Origin of the sequence: Bradyrhizobium sp. CCBAU 11430 (genome assembly GCF_028128855.1) — a bacterium.
GTDB lineage: Bacteria > Pseudomonadota > Alphaproteobacteria > Rhizobiales > Xanthobacteraceae > Bradyrhizobium > Bradyrhizobium ottawaense.
The window spans coordinates 21,072-36,630 of sequence record NZ_LBJV01000066.1 but is presented as its reverse complement, the minus strand read 5'-3'; the positions used below and the strand labels follow the sequence as shown (position 1 = coordinate 36,630).

14 protein-coding genes are annotated in these 15,559 nt (G+C 65.2%); 9 read left to right on the top strand and 5 right to left on the bottom strand.

Annotation, left to right across the window (positions count from 1 at the left end; all coding sequences use genetic code 11):
• Nucleotides 1-23: 23 nt before the first annotated feature.
• Nucleotides 24-2,192, bottom strand: coding sequence for a putative bifunctional diguanylate cyclase/phosphodiesterase (locus tag XI04_RS25260; RefSeq protein ID WP_271609190.1), 2,169 nt, complete (start codon nucleotides 2,190-2,192; stop codon nucleotides 24-26).
• Nucleotides 2,193-2,751: 559 nt separating this feature from the next.
• Between XI04_RS25260 and mepA the strand changes: the two genes are divergently transcribed.
• The 5 genes from mepA to modC all read left to right on the top strand — a co-directional run bounded on the left by mepA (nucleotide 2,752) and on the right by modC (nucleotide 6,871).
• Complete coding sequence (mepA, locus tag XI04_RS25255; protein WP_028139795.1) at nucleotides 2,752-3,696, top strand: penicillin-insensitive murein endopeptidase; 945 nt, start codon at nucleotides 2,752-2,754, stop codon at nucleotides 3,694-3,696.
• A gap of 317 nt (nucleotides 3,697-4,013) precedes the next feature.
• On the top strand, nucleotides 4,014-4,517 hold the full coding sequence (locus XI04_RS25250) for a hypothetical protein (RefSeq protein ID WP_271609189.1): 504 nt from the start codon (nucleotides 4,014-4,016) through the stop codon (nucleotides 4,515-4,517).
• Between the two features lie 194 nt (nucleotides 4,518-4,711).
• Entirely contained in the window at nucleotides 4,712-5,497 is a 786-nt protein-coding gene (gene modA, locus XI04_RS25245; RefSeq protein WP_271609188.1) for a molybdate ABC transporter substrate-binding protein, read from the top strand.
• A 13-nt stretch (nucleotides 5,498-5,510) separates the two neighbouring features.
• Nucleotides 5,511-6,206, top strand: a complete 696-nt coding sequence (gene modB, locus XI04_RS25240; RefSeq protein WP_271609187.1) for a molybdate ABC transporter permease subunit — start codon at nucleotides 5,511-5,513, stop codon at nucleotides 6,204-6,206.
• Between the two features lie 2 nt (nucleotides 6,207-6,208).
• Nucleotides 6,209-6,871, top strand: coding sequence for a molybdenum ABC transporter ATP-binding protein (gene modC / locus XI04_RS25235; RefSeq protein WP_028139791.1), 663 nt, complete (start codon nucleotides 6,209-6,211; stop codon nucleotides 6,869-6,871).
• Between the two features lie 219 nt (nucleotides 6,872-7,090).
• Here modC and XI04_RS25230 read toward each other — a convergent pair whose 3' ends face one another.
• Complete coding sequence (locus tag XI04_RS25230) at nucleotides 7,091-8,884, bottom strand: potassium/proton antiporter (RefSeq protein WP_028139790.1); 1,794 nt, start codon at nucleotides 8,882-8,884, stop codon at nucleotides 7,091-7,093.
• A 206-nt stretch (nucleotides 8,885-9,090) separates the two neighbouring features.
• Here XI04_RS25230 and XI04_RS25225 point away from each other — a divergent pair, with 206 nt between their 5' ends.
• The 3 genes from XI04_RS25225 (at nucleotide 9,091) to radC (ending at nucleotide 12,223) form a co-directional block, all read left to right on the top strand.
• Entirely contained in the window at nucleotides 9,091-10,407 is a 1,317-nt protein-coding gene (locus tag XI04_RS25225; protein ID WP_038950705.1) for a mechanosensitive ion channel family protein, read from the top strand.
• Between the two features lie 187 nt (nucleotides 10,408-10,594).
• On the top strand, nucleotides 10,595-11,413 hold the full coding sequence (map, locus tag XI04_RS25220; RefSeq protein ID WP_028144405.1) for a type I methionyl aminopeptidase: 819 nt from the start codon (nucleotides 10,595-10,597) through the stop codon (nucleotides 11,411-11,413).
• 96 nt (nucleotides 11,414-11,509) lie between these two features.
• Nucleotides 11,510-12,223 (top strand): RadC family protein, encoded by a 714-nt coding sequence (gene radC, locus XI04_RS25215; RefSeq protein WP_097668968.1) that lies wholly within the window; start codon nucleotides 11,510-11,512, stop codon nucleotides 12,221-12,223.
• 34 nt (nucleotides 12,224-12,257) lie between these two features.
• Here radC and XI04_RS25210 read toward each other — a convergent pair whose 3' ends face one another.
• Nucleotides 12,258-13,370 carry a hypothetical protein gene (locus XI04_RS25210; protein ID WP_152036322.1) on the bottom strand — a complete coding sequence of 371 codons (1,113 nt, stop codon included), beginning with the start codon at nucleotides 13,368-13,370 and terminating at the stop codon, nucleotides 12,258-12,260.
• A 293-nt stretch (nucleotides 13,371-13,663) separates the two neighbouring features.
• Here XI04_RS25210 and XI04_RS25205 point away from each other — a divergent pair, with 293 nt between their 5' ends.
• Nucleotides 13,664-14,638 carry an AraC family transcriptional regulator gene (locus XI04_RS25205; RefSeq protein WP_271609186.1) on the top strand — a complete coding sequence of 325 codons (975 nt, stop codon included), beginning with the start codon at nucleotides 13,664-13,666 and terminating at the stop codon, nucleotides 14,636-14,638.
• 15 nt (nucleotides 14,639-14,653) lie between these two features.
• On the opposite strand, the gene XI04_RS25200 is transcribed toward XI04_RS25205, so the two are convergent.
• Together XI04_RS25200 and XI04_RS25195 are read right to left on the bottom strand one after the other, a co-directional pair.
• On the bottom strand, nucleotides 14,654-14,974 hold the full coding sequence (locus XI04_RS25200) for a hypothetical protein (protein WP_038947424.1): 321 nt from the start codon (nucleotides 14,972-14,974) through the stop codon (nucleotides 14,654-14,656).
• A 152-nt stretch (nucleotides 14,975-15,126) separates the two neighbouring features.
• Nucleotides 15,127-15,501: a hypothetical protein gene (locus tag XI04_RS25195; RefSeq protein ID WP_038947423.1), complete on the bottom strand. Its 375-nt coding sequence runs from the start codon at nucleotides 15,499-15,501 to the stop codon at nucleotides 15,127-15,129.
• Between the last annotated feature and the right edge of the window lie 58 nt (nucleotides 15,502-15,559).

Here is a 15,559-nt window from a genome sequence, read left to right as displayed (position 1 = left end):
CCCTTCGCGGGGAGAGGTTAAGTTCACGCCACCAGCGCGGCATCCTCGTCTGCGCCATCGATGCCGCGCTGCGCGGCCAGCAGGCTGATGATCTCGGCGTTGGGCCGGGCCTTGCTGAACAGGAAGCCCTGGCCTTCGTCGCAGCCCTCGGTGCGGAGGCAGCTGAGCTCGGCTTCGGTCTCGACGCCCTCGGCGGTGATGATGACCCCGAGGCCCTTGCCGAGGCTGACGATGGAGCGGATGATCGCCTGGGCCTCGCGGTTGGCCCCTAAATCGCGCACGAAGGACTGGTCGATCTTGATCTTGTCGAAGGGAAAGCTGCGCAGATAGCTGAGGCTGGAATAGCCGGTACCGAAATCATCCATCGAGATGCGCACCCCGAGCGCGCGCAAGGCATGCAGCGTCGCCAGCACCTGCGCGCTCTTCTCCAGCAGCAGCGTCTCGGTGATCTCGAGCTCGAGTCGGCGCGGCGGCAGGCCGGAATGCTTCAGCGCGTCCGTCACGATCGAAAGCAGATTGCCGCTGCGGAACTGCAGCGGCGACAGATTGACCGCGACGCGGACGTCGTCCGGCCAGGTCGCGGCGTCCAGGCACGCCCGGCGCAGCATCAGCCCGCCGAGCGGATTGATCAGGCCGGTGTCCTCGGCAACCGGAATGAACTCCGCCGGCGAGATCATGCCGCGCTCGGCATGCGGCCAGCGCACCAGCGCCTCGAAGCCGGTGATGCGGCCGCTCTGGAGGTCGATTAGCGGCTGGTAATAGGGGCGCAGCACGTCGTTCTGGATCGCGTCGCGCAGCTCGACCTCGATCTTGCGGCGGCTCTGCGCTTTCGCATCGAGCGCGGCCTCGAAGAAGGCGAAGGTGCCGCGCGCGTCCAGCTTGGCGCGCGACAGCGCCATGTCGGCGCTCTTGAGCAGCTTTTCGGAATCATCGCCGTCGCCCGGCGCCATGGCAATGCCGATCGAGGCGCCGATCACCACGGAATGGCCGTCCAGCAGATAGGGATCGGCGATCGCCGCAAGCAGACGTTTGGCCAGCATCACCGCGTCCTCGGGACGCGCCAGGCCGCTCTGCACGATCGCGAACTCGTCGGAATTGAGCCGCGCCAGCGCGTCTTCCTCGCGCAAAGTCGAGCGCAGCCGCTTGGCGACGCCGCGCAGGAGCTTGTCGCCGACCGCATGTCCGAGCGTGTCGTTGACCGACTTGAAACTGTCGAGCCCCAGCATCAGCAGCGCGACCTTGTCGGTGCTGCGCCGCGTATGCAGCAGCATCTCGTCGACCTGCTGGCGCAGCAGGCTGCGGTTGGGCAGGCCGGTCAACCCGTCGTGCTGGGCCATGAAGGCGAGCCGCGCCTCGGCGCGCTTGCGTTCGGTGATGTCCATCAGCGCGAGCAGCACCGCCGGCCGCTCGGCATAGGTCAATTCGCGGAAATAGATCGCAAGGTCGATCAGCGCACCGTCGGCCTTGACGTGCTTCCAGGTGCGGCCGGCCTGCTCCTCGCCGGTCGGGTCGGCGGTCCAGGGCGGCTCGCTGTCGAAGGCCTGCAGGGAGCGGATCTTCAGTCGCTCGAACTCGGCGCGGCTGTAGCCGTAATGCGCGACCGCGGCGTCGTTGACGCCGAGGATGCACTCGTCGTCCAGCGCGCAGACGATCATGGGCACGGGATTGCCGTCGAACAGCAGGCGGAACGAGGCCTCGCGCTGCTTCAGCTCGGTGATGTCGACGCGCAGGCCGACGACGCCGCCATCGTCGGTCAGGCGCTCGTCGATCAGGATGACGCGGCCGTCCGACAGCTTCTGCTCGTGGCGCGCGCCGGGCTGGTAGAGCCTTTGCAGCCGCTCGGCGATCCACTCGTCCTCATGGCCGATGGCCTCGGGGTAATCGCCGCGGGCAACGCCGATGCGCAGCGTGTCTTCGAGACGCGCGCCCTCTTCGAACAGATCGGCGGTCTTGCTGTAGATCTCGGCGTATTTCTTGTTCCAGAGGACGTAGCGGCCCTCGGCATCGAGAAACACGATGCCCTGCGGCAGGATGTCGACGGCCTGGCGCAGACGCTCATGGGATTTGCGCGCGTCCGCGATCGCAGCTTCCGCCTCGGCGCGGCTGCGCAGGACTTCATCGCGTTCCGAAAGAGCTCGCGGCGCGCGCGCGAAGCGTCGCTTGCGCGGCGATTGGCCAGCCCGGGCAAGCACGCTTTGCTTTCGTTTCCTTGTTTTTCGAGACCCCAAACCCAACTTCACTCGTCCCAGTCGCGCCCTGTGGCCGCAAGTCTTTGGACACAAGTCTTGGGGCAAGTGTCTGAAAAAAAAGTAATCTTGGGTGCCCGCGCCAGCCACGGCACCGCCTTGCGAGTACCGAGAGCCCGGCTCTGGTGCCTGTTTACGAGGCGCAAGCAGGCCGAGCGGCGCACCAGACCTGAGTCTTGGTCGCAATCGAAGAGAGCGGTGGTGCAAAAACGCGCGCTCTCCATGAATCAATTCCGGGCGCGGGTCCGATTGCATACGGGATGGAAACGAACCCGGTTCCGCGCACGAATTTTGGTCAATGCAGGATACGGTTATTGCACCATTAAGAATCCGGCTGGCCCCGCGAAAAAACTACGACTTTTGGACAACCTTGTTGGATATGACATCGTCATGCCCGGACGCGCCTTCGCGCGGGGGCTGCGGCCGTCAAGACGCCGTGAGGTCGTCCGCCGCAGCACAGCCCGATTCTTACCCCCGACGCCGTGTTGGGTTATAAGGGCTGCGCATGAGTCCCCGCCGCTTCGCCCCTCTCCTGCTCGTCATGACGCTCCTGGCCGCCGGCGGCGCGCTGGCCCAGGACAAGGGCAGCGTCAACCCGAAGCCGCTGCCGCCGCTCGCCAATCCCAACGACCCCGATCTCGCCGCCAAGGAGCTGTTCGCGCGCAAGCTGCTGCCGGCGAAGGGGGCGGCCCATGTCATCGGCTCCTACACCAAGGGCTGCATCGGCGGCGCGGAGCAGATGCCGCTCAACGGCGACAATTGGCAGGTGATGCGGCTGTCGCGCAACCGCAGCTATGGCCACCCCGAGATGATCGCGCTGATCAAGCGGCTGGCGGCCAAAGCGCGCAAGGACGCGGGATGGCCGGGCATCCTGGTCGGCGACATCGCCCAGCCGCGCGGCGGCCCGGCACTGTCGGGCCATGCCAGCCACCAGATCGGTCTCGATGCCGACATCTGGCTGACGCCGATGCCGGACCGCCGCCTCTCGCGCGAGGAGCGCGAGGACATGTCGGCTGTGATGATGGTGCGCCACGACCGGCTCGACGTCGATCCAAAAGTGTTCACACCTGGCCATGTGCTGGTGCTGCGCGACGCGGCGCGGGAGCCGGCGGTGCAGCGCATCTTCGTCAACGCCGCGATCAAGAAGGCGCTGTGCCGCGAGGCCAAGGGCGACCGCGCCTGGCTGTCGAAGATCCGGCCCTGGTGGGGCCACGACTACCACTTCCACATCCGCATGCACTGCCCGCCAGGCGCCGGCGAATGCGAGGGCCAGCCGTCACAGGCCGAGGACGAAGGCTGCAAGCCCGCTGATCTCGCTTATTGGTTCTCCGACGCGGTGCTGCACCCCAAGCCGCCGCCGGAGCCGCCAAAGCCGAAACCGCCGATGACGCTGGCGCAGATGCCGGCGGCGTGCAAAGCGGTGCTGCACGCGGCGGATGCGAAGCCGTAAGGTACGCTGTCGCCCCACCCACCACTGTCGTCCCGGGGCGCGAAGCGAGCCCGGGATCCATAACCACAGGCCGTGGTTATAGCGGGAGATTGTCACTCCGAGTCTTCGCCAAATGCAATCCTGTGGCTATGGATCCCGGGCTCGCGCTACGCGCGCCCCGGGATGACGAACTCGTTGGTTGGTTCGTGTCGCGACAATGCGCTACGGTCGCCTCGCCGCTCAGCCGTAAGCCGCGGCATCCCGGGACGCGCCTCCCTTATCAACAAGACCTGACCGCAAGCCTCGCACTGGTCGCGTGGCCAATGATGGGATTTCACATGCGCGTCCTCGCCTTCCTCGCTGCGCTCTCGTTCAGCGCAACCTCCGCCCTCGCCGCTGAAGAGCCCAGCGGCTGCGACAAGTTCAAATGGCCGATCGAGCGGGAGCGCGCTGCGCTCACCGCGCCGGACCGCGCGACGCTCGCATCGGGCAGCGAGCAGGCGAGCTTGCCGTCCTCGGCCATCACGCTGGGGCTGGCGGCCTCGAGCGAGGCAAAACTGCCGACGCCGCCGGAGCGAGCGCCCACGGACGGCACTTTTGCCGGCTTCACGAGCATCAAGTCCGCCAAGCCCGGGCTCTACACGATCAGCCTGTCCACCGGTGCCTGGATCGACGTGGTCCAGGATGGGCATGTCCTGAAGCCCTTGGTCTTCAGCGGCGCGACCGATTGCGGCGGCATTCGCAAGACCGTGAAATATGAGCTGTCGGCGCAGCCTTTCGTACTCCAAATCAGCGGCGCCAAGGAGGATGCGGTCGCGATCGCGATCCTCCCGGTTCAATAGCGCTGTTTGCCGGACAAACGGCCACCCTTTGACCTGCGGCGCCAGCCTGCTATCTTCGCAATTGCGATATCCCTGCCGGCCGTAAGCCGCAGCCGGGCCCCGTGGAGCAGCGCTTCCACCCGTCGCGACCTGACCCACCAACGCCAGACCTGTGCGTGCATCTTGCGCGCGCGGACTCGCACGGAGCGCTCCCCATGTTACGTATTTCGGGATTTTTCACCGCCCTCGTGATCTTCGTGGGCGCAAGCCTTTCGCCGGCCGCCGCCGAGGACAAGACCATCACCGTGTTCGCCGCGGCCTCGATGAAGAACGCGCTCGACGAGATCGACGCCGCCTACACCGCCAAGACCGGCGTCAAGTTCTCGGTCAGCTATGCCGCAAGCTCGGTGCTGGCGCGGCAGATCGAGCAGGGCGCGCCGGCCGATGTGTTCGTCTCCGCCGACACCGACTGGATGGATTACGCGATCTCCAGGAAGACCATCAACGAGTCCTCCAGAGTCAATCTGCTCGGCAACAGCATCGTGCTGATCGCACCGAAGGATTCCAGGATCGACAACGTCACCATCACGCAAGGTTTCGACCTTGCCAAGCTCGCCGGCGACGGCAGGATCGCGACCGGCGACGTCAAGTCGGTGCCGGCAGGCAAATACGCCAAGGCCGCGCTCGAGAAGCTCGGCGCATGGCAGGCCGCAGAGCCGAAATTCGCGATGGCCGAGAGCGTGCGCGCCGCGCTGACGCTGGTGGCGCGCGGCGAGGCCAACCTCGGCATCGTCTATGCCACCGACGCCAAGGTTGAGCCCGGCGTCAAGATCGTCGGCACCTTCCCTGCGGAGTCGCATCCCGCGATCGTCTATCCGGTCGCCGCGACCATGACGGCGAAGGACGGGACCAGCGGCTATCTCACCTTCCTGCGCTCCTCGGCCGCCAAGACCATTCTGGAAAAATACGGCTTCAAGTTCCTCGTCAGCCCGACAATCTGATATTCACCATTTGATGTTCGACATCTCTCCCGCCGAATGGACCGCGATCCTGCTCTCGCTCAGGGTCGCGATCATCGCAACGCTGGTCGCGACGCCATTCGGCGTCGCGCTGGCGTGGCTGCTGGCGCGGCGCGACTTCTGGGGCAAGTCGATGCTCGACGCGGTGGTGCACCTGCCGCTGGTGCTGCCGCCTGTCGTCACCGGCTATCTGCTCTTGCTGACGTTCGGCCGCCGCGGCCTCGTCGGCGGCTTCCTCGCCGAACATCTCGGCATCGTCTTCTCGTTCCGCTGGACCGGCGCGGCGCTGGCCTGCGGCGTGATGTCGTTTCCGCTGCTGGTGCGGCCGATGCGGCTGTCGATCGAGGCGATCGACCGCCGGCTCGAGCAGGCCGCCGAGACGCTCGGCGCCGCGCCCTGGAAAGTGTTCTTCACGGTGACGCTGCCGCTGGCCCTGCCGGGCGTGCTCGCCGGCATGGTGCTCGGCTTTGCCAAGGCGATCGGCGAGTTCGGCGCCACCATCACCTTCGTCTCCAACATTCCCGGCGAGACCCAGACGATTTCCTCGGCGATCTATTCGCTGATCCAGACGTCGGACGGTGACGCCGCGGCCGGCCGGCTCGTGATCGTCTCGATCGTGCTGGCGCTGGGCGCACTGATCGCCGCCGAATGGTTCGCTCGCCGCGCTACGCAGCGCCTGCACGGGAATTGACCATGCTGCGCGTCGATGTCGAAAAGCAACTCGGTGAATTCTCGCTCTCCGCATCCTTCACCGGCGAAGGCCGCGTCATCGGCCTGTTCGGCGCCTCGGGCGCCGGCAAGACGTCACTGGTCAACATGATCGCGGGGCTGCTGCGGCCCGACCGCGGCACCATCGTGCTCGACGGCGAAACCGTCGACGACACCGCGGCCGGCATCCATGTCCCGGCCTGGCGCCGCCGCATCGGCTATGTGTTCCAGGATGCGCGGCTGTTCCCGCATCTCAACGTCGCGCAGAATCTCGACTATGGACGGCAGATGAACCGCTTGGCGCCGGATCCGGCGCAGCACAAGCGCGTCATCGACCTGCTCGATATCGGCACCCTGCTCGGCCGCCGCCCTGGAAAGCTCTCCGGCGGTGAGCGCCAACGCGTCGCGCTCGGACGCGCGCTGCTCTCAAGGCCGCGCCTGCTGCTGCTCGACGAGCCGCTCGGCGCGCTCGACGAGGGCCGCAAGCTCGAGATCCTGCCCTATCTGGTGCGGCTGCGCGACGAGGCCAACGTGCCGATGGTCTATGTCAGCCACGACGCCGCCGAGCTGCGCCAGCTCGCGACGCAGATCGTGATGCTGAAACAGGGGCGGGTCACGAGTTTTGGCGGGGTGAAGGTGCTGGCATGAGGGGCATGCAGCGCTTGTTTGGGCTACGCTGGCGCAACACCCACCGCCGTCGTCCCGGCGAACGCCGGGACCCATACCGCGTGATCTGCCGAAGGATTGTGGTGCAAATACCGGCGAAGAAAGAGTAACTGCGAGCCTTCGCCAAATTCCTCCCTGTGGTTATGGGTCCCGGCGTTCGCCGGGACGACACGGGAGATTGTTGATCCGCCGGCAGCTCGCTTAGACCCCTGCCACCGACGTCCATACCTCCGCGAGCTTCTTTCGCAGCGCCTGTGCGCGCGTCAGCGGCGGTGGCGTCTCGTCTTCTTCCGGCAGGCGCAGGCCGACGACATTGACGCGGCCGCCGGAGATGCTGCGCGCGACCAGAACGATCTCGTCCAGCGGCAGCTCGGCGCCCTCTTTCGGGGCGCGGTCGAGATGGACGTCGAAATAATCGGCCAGCGTCAGCTTGCCCTCGTCCTCGCCGACCTTGACGCCGTAGATCTCGGCGAGTTCGGCCAATGTGTGCTCGCCGGAGACCATGAAGTCGCCGAGCAGATGCGGATCGGGCGCCGAGCCCGGCTGCATGTCGACGAAGAAGCGGTCGAGCGACTCGGCCTTTTCCGGCGGCGCCAGCAAATAGATGTAGTCGCCGGGCGCGATCGGGTCGGCTTCCGTCGGTGTCAAAATGTTCTCGTTGCGGATCACCAGCGTCGGCTTGGACCAGGACGGGATCAGGCCGCGGCGGAAATACAGGCTCTTGGGCCGCACCGGATAGCCGACCAGCTGCTGCTCGAGCTGCCCGGGCAGATCCAGCTCGACACGGCGCGGACCGCGCTCGGCGCGCGGCAGAGCGACATGCAGCTTGCGCGCGGCGGGTGCCAACGTCCAGCCTTGCAGCAACAGCGAGATGATGACGACGACGAAGGCGACGTCGAAATAGAGATAGGCCTTGGACAGGCCGACCAGCATCGGGATCGAGGCCAGGAAGATCGCGACGGCACCGCGCAGGCCGGTCCAGGCGATGAAGATCTTTTCGCGCCAGTTGAAGCGGAACGGCGCCAGGCACACGAATACCGCGATCGGCCGCGCCACCAGCATCAGCACGAAGGCGACCCCGACCGCCGGCAGCACGCTGGCCCCTAACCGGCTCGGCGAGACCAGGAGGCCGAGCAGCACGAACATCACGATCTGCGCCAGCCAGGTCGCCGCATCGAGGAAAGCCACTACCGAATTGTGCGCGCGGGTCGGCCGGTTGCCGATGATGATGCCGGCCAGATAGACCGCGAGGAAGCCGGAGGCGTGCATGATCTGCGAGCCGCCGAAGATCACCAGCGCAGCCGTGGTCACGAACGGCGCGTGCAGGCCCTGCGGCAGCGCGACCTTGTTGAGCGCGATGACGACGAGCCGTCCGCCGAAGACGCCGACCAGGGCGCCCAGCACCGCTTCCTGAATGAACTCCATCGCCACATGGCTTGCGGAGCTCGATCCCAGCGAGATGTATTCGACCAGCATCAAAGTGAGGAAGATCGCGAAAGGGTCGTTGGTGCCGGATTCGGCCTCCAGCGTCGCGCCGACGCGCGGGCGCAGACGCAGGCCCTGGGTGTGCACCAGCAGGAAGACGGCGGCGGCGTCGGTCGAGGCGACCACGGCGCCGACCAGCAGCGACTCCGTCCAGTTGAGGTCGAGCGCGTATTTAGCGAACGGCGCCGTGATCAGCGCGGTCAGGAGCACGCCGACGGTCGCGAGTACCACGGACGGCGCGAGCACGGTACGGATGCTGGCAAAGCGCGTCCGCAGGCCACCGTCGAACAGGATCAGGGCCAGCGCCACAGAGCCGACCAGATAGGTGGTGCGGACGTCGTCGAACTGGAGCCGGCCGGGGCCGGAATCGCCCGCGAGCATGCCGATCACAAGGAAGACGAGCAGCAAGGGCGCTCCGAAGCGCAGCGCAAGCAGGCTCGACAGGATACCGGCCATCACGAGGACGGAGCCGAGCAATATGGCGATGCTGACGGAGTCGAGAGAGGCCATCCACCTTCCGGTTCAAAACAGCTGGAAGGGCATCCATATCGTCGCGGCCCTGGCACGCCAACCCATTTCTCCCGCTCGCGGCAATCTGCCCGCATTTTACGGCCTTAACGCCCATCACATGCCGGTGTATCGATGGCCCGGCCGCGCCCTTTGTGGGATTCTGCGGCTCCCTCGAATCAATTCCTCCCCGCTTGCCGACGAGACCGATGGACATGGACCTCAAGGACTTCATGGAGTTCGTGCAGACCACCGCGCGCAGCGTCGGGGCGGAAATCTCCTCGCCCTGGTTCTACCTGCAATTCGGTCTCATCCTGGCCGCAGCCGGTATCGCCTATGCCGCGGAGACCGCGATCCGCAACCGGGTCGACATGACCGCGCTGACGATGCGCTGGCCGCTGCCGCTCCGGCACTTCGCCCGGGTGATGCTCTCCAGCGCCTCGACGGCAGTGTTCACTTTGCTCGTGATCGTCTCGCGCGTGGTGATGTACCACGCGACCTGGCCGAGCCGCTCCTATCTGCTGATGGTCGCCGCCAAGCTGGGCTTCGCCTGGCTCGTGATCCGGCTGGTGACCTCTGTGCTGCGCAATGCCTTCATCGTCCGCCTGGTGTCGATCACGGCGTGGCTTCTCGCCGCGCTCTCGATCCTCGGCCAGCTCGATACGACGGTCGACCTGCTCGATTCCTACGCGATCGTGCTCGGTGGTCTCAGGCTGACCCCGCTGCTGGTCCTCAAGGCCGGCGCGCTCCTGCTGATCGCGCTGTGGCTCACCAACATCGCGAGCAATTTTGCCGAGAGCCGGATCAACGCAACCACCGACCTGACGCCGTCGGTGCAGGTGCTGCTGGTCAAGATCATCCGCATCGGGCTTCTTGCCATCGCAATCGTCATTGCGCTCGGCGCGGTCGGCATCGACCTGTCGGCGCTCGCGGTGTTCTCCGGCGCGGTCGGCGTCGGCATCGGTATCGGCCTGCAGAAGATCGTGGCCAACTTCATCTCGGGCATCATCCTGCTCGCCGACAAGTCGGTGAAGCCCGGCGATCTCGTCACCATCGGCGACAATACCGGCCGCATCAGCGCGATGAAGACGCGTTATATTTCCGTCGCCGCCGGCGACGGCCGCGAGTTCCTGGTGCCGAACGAGGATCTGGTGACGCAGAAGGTCGTCAACTGGACCTATACCGACAAGAACACGCTGGTGAAGATCGCCTTCGGGACCAATTACGACGCCGACCCCCGCCTGGTCACCAAGCTCGCCGCCGAGACCGCCGCGGCCCATCCGCGCGCGACCAAGGGCAAGCCGCCGAACTCCATCCTGACCGAGTTCGCGGAAGCCGGGATGAAATTCTCGCTGACCTTCTGGATTGCGGACCCCGACGGCATGGACAACGTCAAGAGCGACGTGATGCTGGCACTGTGGGACGCTTTCAAGCGCGAGGGCATCCGGGTTCCCTACCCCGTCCGCGAAATCCGCGTCCGCGGCGGCGCGCTGCCGGTGGAAACCACCGTAGAAGTCCCGAATTAGGCCCGCTTTCGGGCGCAAGAGGCGGCAAGATCCTTGTTTTGACGCGTTTTCTTCACACGAACCGGTAGCCACGTCGCTCGAAAACGCGCTCCCTTGGCTTGCACGAAGGCCCGCAATCATTAAATTGGGGCCTGAAATCAAGCCTTTCCGCCGATATCGAGATCAGCCCCGAAAAGACCTGACACGCATGAGCTACGTCGAAGCCTCCGATACCTCGCTGCGCAAGACCGGACAGATCAAGCTGCATGGGCCGAGCGCCTTTGCCGGCATGCGCAAAGCGGGCGCGCTGGTGGCGAAGTGCCTCGACGAGCTCACCGACATCGTCGGGCCCGGCGTGCCGACCGAGCGCATCGACGAATTCGTCCGCGACTTCGCCTTCAGCAACAATGCCTATCCGGCGACGCTGATGTATCGCGGCTATCGCTACTCGACCTGCACCTCGCTCAACCACGTGGTCTGCCACGGCATGCCCGGCGACCGTCCGCTGAAGGAAGGCGACATCGTCAACATCGACGTCACCTTCATCGTCGACGGCTGGTATGGCGATTCCAGCCGGATGTATGCGGTCGGCCCGATCGCCCGCAAGGCCGAGCGGCTGATCGAGGTAACCTATGAAGCGATGATGCGCGGCATCGCCGCCGTGAAGCCCGGCGCCACCACCGGCGACATCGGCTACGCCATCCAGAGCTTCGTCGAGCCGCAGGGCATGAGCGTGGTGCGCGATTTCTGCGGCCACGGTCTGGGCCGCATGTTCCATGACGAGCCGAACATCATTCATATCGGCCGGCCCGGCGAAGGCGTGCAGCTCAAGCCTGGCATGTTCTTCACCATCGAGCCGATGATCAATCTCGGCAAGCCGCATGTGAAGATCCTGTCCGACGGCTGGACTGCCGTCACCCGCGACCGCTCGCTGTCGGCACAGTTCGAGCATTCGGTCGGCGTCACCGCTGATGGCGTCGAGATCTTCACGCTGTCGGAGCGGCACGGCGAGAAGCAGATCGGGTGAGCTTTCGGGACGTGCCTGCTGGGCAATTACCGATCGGCGCGCCGGCGCGCAATTGACGGTTGCAAAAACGGAGGTCCCCGGCGATGCTGGCGGCCGATGCCCGCCAAGCCGGACCAGGACAAGAGCAAGCTTGAGGACGCGCCGCATTATCTCGGCCATCGCGAGCGGCTGCGCGAGCGCTTCTACAATGCCGGCGCGGATGCGCTGAGCGACTACGAACTCCTGGAGATGGCGCTGTTTCCGGCACTGCCGCGACGCGACACGAAACCTCTGGCCAAGGCGCTGATCAAGTCCTTCGGCTCGTTCGCCGAGGTCGTGCACGCGCCGGTGGCGCGCTTGCGCGAGGTTGACGGCATCGGCGAGGCCGCGATCAACCAGCTCAAGCTGATCGCGGCCGCCGCGAGCCGCGTAACCAAGGGCGAGGTCAACAGCCGCAACGCGCTGTCGTCCTGGAACGAGGTGATCGATTATTGCCGCTCCAGCATGGCTTTTGCCGACAAGGAGCAGTTTCGCCTGCTGTTTCTCGACAAGCGCAACCAGCTCATCGCCGACGAGGTGCAGCAGACCGGCACCGTGGACCACACCCCGGTCTATCCGCGCGAAGTGATCAAGCGCGCGCTGGAATTATCGGCGACCGCCTTAATCCTCGTGCACAACCATCCCTCCGGCGATCCCTCGCCCTCGCAGGCCGACATCCAGATGACCAAAGCGATCATCGACATCGCAAAGCCGCTGGGGATTGCCGTGCACGATCACATCATCGTTGGCAAGAGCGGGCATGCCAGCCTGCGCGGGATGCGGTTGATCTAGGGCAACGCGTGTCGGACCAGCCTTGCACCGGCTCTCAAAACCTGACCGTTAATCCGCCGCCCGCATAATAGCTTGTCTCGGCCTGGTATTTGACCCCCGCTGGCGTGCTCGCGCCTCCAAAGCCGAACGGAAGCACGACAGCCGGGGCTGAAACGCCAGGGACTTTGTTATCGTAGTTGAGGCCGCCAAAGGCCCGCAACGCCCAGCTCGGCGCCAGCTTGATGTTGACGCTGGCTTCGGCATTGGCAACGAATGCGGTGGTCGTTGCACTGGACGTTGTGGCAGAGAAGGTCGGGGCGAAAAAGGGCACCCCACCCACGAAGACGTTGACGGAGTCCGAGCCCGTCAGCGATACCCGCCGCATGGCGAGCCCGGCGTTGCCACCAGCCACAAATGTCAGCCAATCCGTCACAGGCACCGAACCAGACAGGCCGGCGCGGGCTCCCCAGTCCGTCCAATCGAGCTTGGTGTCCGCGTCATAGCGGACGGACGCAGTGCCGCCGAAAACGAGATTGGTTTCGGACAACGTCTGAGAGTTGCGGGACTTGCCGCCGAACACCGCAAGCGACGGCGTAATGGTGACGCCGCTCACCTTGAAATCTGTCGCGTACCGCCCGCTGACTTGCCAACTCGAATAGCTGGTACCGAGCGTGCTGGAAACGACACATGATGTGCCGGCGCCGCAAGCGACCGAGCCCGCGAAGTTTGTGATCCCGCCAACCTGCGGCAGCGAATATCCCGATCCCAGTGTCGACACAGCCGTAGCGGCTTGCGAGGCGGTCGCGTTGACATAGGACCCGCTGAACTCGATCCGCCCATTGGTGCCGATATTCGACAGAGATACACCGGGAGGCAAAACGAAGCCCAATCCGCCGGAGATGCCATATCCGGTTGCCCGCGGGTCATATGTATTTGCCGCGGATATCCCCGATCCCGGGGCGACCGGCAACAGACGAGTGCCGATATCATAGGTCGGCAGGCGGATCGACTGCGCTGAGCCGTCAGCCCAGAAGTAGACCCCGCCAGCCGTGCTCGCGGTGGCCACCCCCGGCGCCTTGATCGGAATATCTGCGGCAAGTACAGGCGCGGAAGTTGCCGCCACCAGTCCGGTTGCGATGATCGATAGCCGAATATGCCGATAAAGCACTGAAACCCCTCAGATGAACATGCCTTCGACGCCAAGGCATCATTTCGGCAAGATTCTAGGTGAGGTGCGGCGAGACTGTCGTCGCTTATGACGAACGGTGCTGTAGCGGTTTGCGTATTCTCGCCCCGCAATATCCATGAGCTGCACTGTTGAGGCTTCCGTGCAACATAACGGCGCGACACCGCACCGAAGTGCTCTTTTACGAACGGAATTATTGCTTTTCGCGAATAGCGCTTGGCACCAAGTTCCAATATGCTCGATGTCGCCAGCCCTCACTGCGGACTCCAATGTAAATGCAGAGAATCTCGTTTGACTCCGCCGATCTTCCCGGCGACGAGCGGCTGCGCAGAGATAGCTGGGTCGATTCACTGTCATCCGGTTACGTGCGTCTGCGCGCCGACGCCAGGCCCAACGTGCCCTTCGACGGCCAGCTCAAGATCATGCTGCTCGGCCAAGCCGCGATTGGTCGCATTTACGGGACCGTGCAGACCATTTCGCGCGGAGCCGCGGAAATCGCCATCGAGAACACCGACAATGCCGTGCTTCTGCTCAATAGCGGAACGGACGAAATGCTCGTTGAGCAAAGCGGCAAGAGCGTTGCCTGCACCGCCGGTGCTGCGGTGCTTATCGAACAGTGCGTGCCGTCGACCATCAATGTAAGTGCGCAGCATCACTGCAATTTCATGGCAATTCAATTGCCGCGCCAGCAGCTGCGTGGCCAGACGTGCAACGTCGAAGATCGATTCATGACGCCGATTCCGGCATCGGCTTCGGCGCCGGCGCTGGCATACGCTTACGTCGAGACGCTGCTGAAGCTATCCGGCGCCGCGGAGCAAGCCGATATCCCGCGTTTTGCCGCCGACCACATCGCCGATCTCGTCGTGGCTGCAGTGGCCCTCAAGACCTTGCATCAGGAGACACAGGCGCCGAGTTTGCGAGCGGCTCGTTTTGAGACCGTCCGGCGCGAGCTTGATCGCAATTTCATGATGCCCGGCTTTTCCTTGACGGCGCTCGCACGCCGCCTTCTGGTTTCGCCGCGCTATGTGCAGGCGCTCTTCTCCGAAGCCGGAACGTCGTTCACCGATGAACTGACCACTCGCCGCCTGATGCGGGCTCACGAGATGCTGGCGTCGCCGCACTACGCACATATGAAGGTCATGGACGTCGCCTACGAGTGTGGATTCCCGACAGTATCGCACTTTCATCGCATTTTCCGGCGCCACTTCGATGCGACACCAGGCGAAGTGCGCGACAGAGCGATCACATAAGTCGCGCTGGCCGGCTCAGTAGCAATACCTGTGATCGACCCGGACGTAGTAGCCGTCCGGCCTCTGCATGTAGCAGCCGCGCTGATAGGCGTAGTAGCCGGAGCGGCGGCGCTCGCCTTCGGAGGCGATCGCGGCGCCCGTGCCGGCACCGACGACGGCACCGATGGCAGCCCCCCTGCCTCCGCCGAGCGCACCACCGAGGATCGCCCCGCCGACGCCGCCGATGATCGCGCCGCCGATGGCATCCTGGGCCGCCGCCTCATGCGCCGGCACCGCCATCGCAACCGTCAGACAGGCCGCGATTCCAAAACTTCCAATGCGAAGACCTCGAAGCATGCTCGCCCTCCCTGTGGTGGAGGGAGTCATAGCCCCGGGCGAGGATTCGGGCCAGACAAATTGCCGGCACGGCGGCCCGCGATGGCCGGAGGCGCAGCGCGAAGACGGCTCAAACCGCGCCGCGTACGATGCACCGGCCGGCCGATTGGACGTCAAGCATCGACCCAGCGCTGCACGGCCTCGACGGTATCGGCGGGCGTGGTGTTGAAGCAGATCGCAGCGTCCGGCGCGAGGCGATGGACGAGGTTGAGCACCTTCTCGAACAGCACGAGGCGCTCCTTCGGCTCGCGCAGGCCGGCGCCGATCACGATGCAGTCGAAACGCTCGTCGCGCAGCGCCGCCGTGACGCCGGCTTCCGCGGTGGCGTCGAGATCGATCAGGCAGCTCGTGACCTCGAAGCCGAGATCGCGCAGGCGCAACAGCTGCGCATCGATGTAGGTTCGCACGAGCTCCGGCGTGAGCTGCGGGAATGCGCTGTAGTCGGCACTGCCGGGTTCGATGCCGATCGCGAGGACGCGTTTGGCCATGCCGGATCTCCCAACGAAATCGCCTCTTCCGTCAACGAGATGCCCGGTCTGCAGGTTC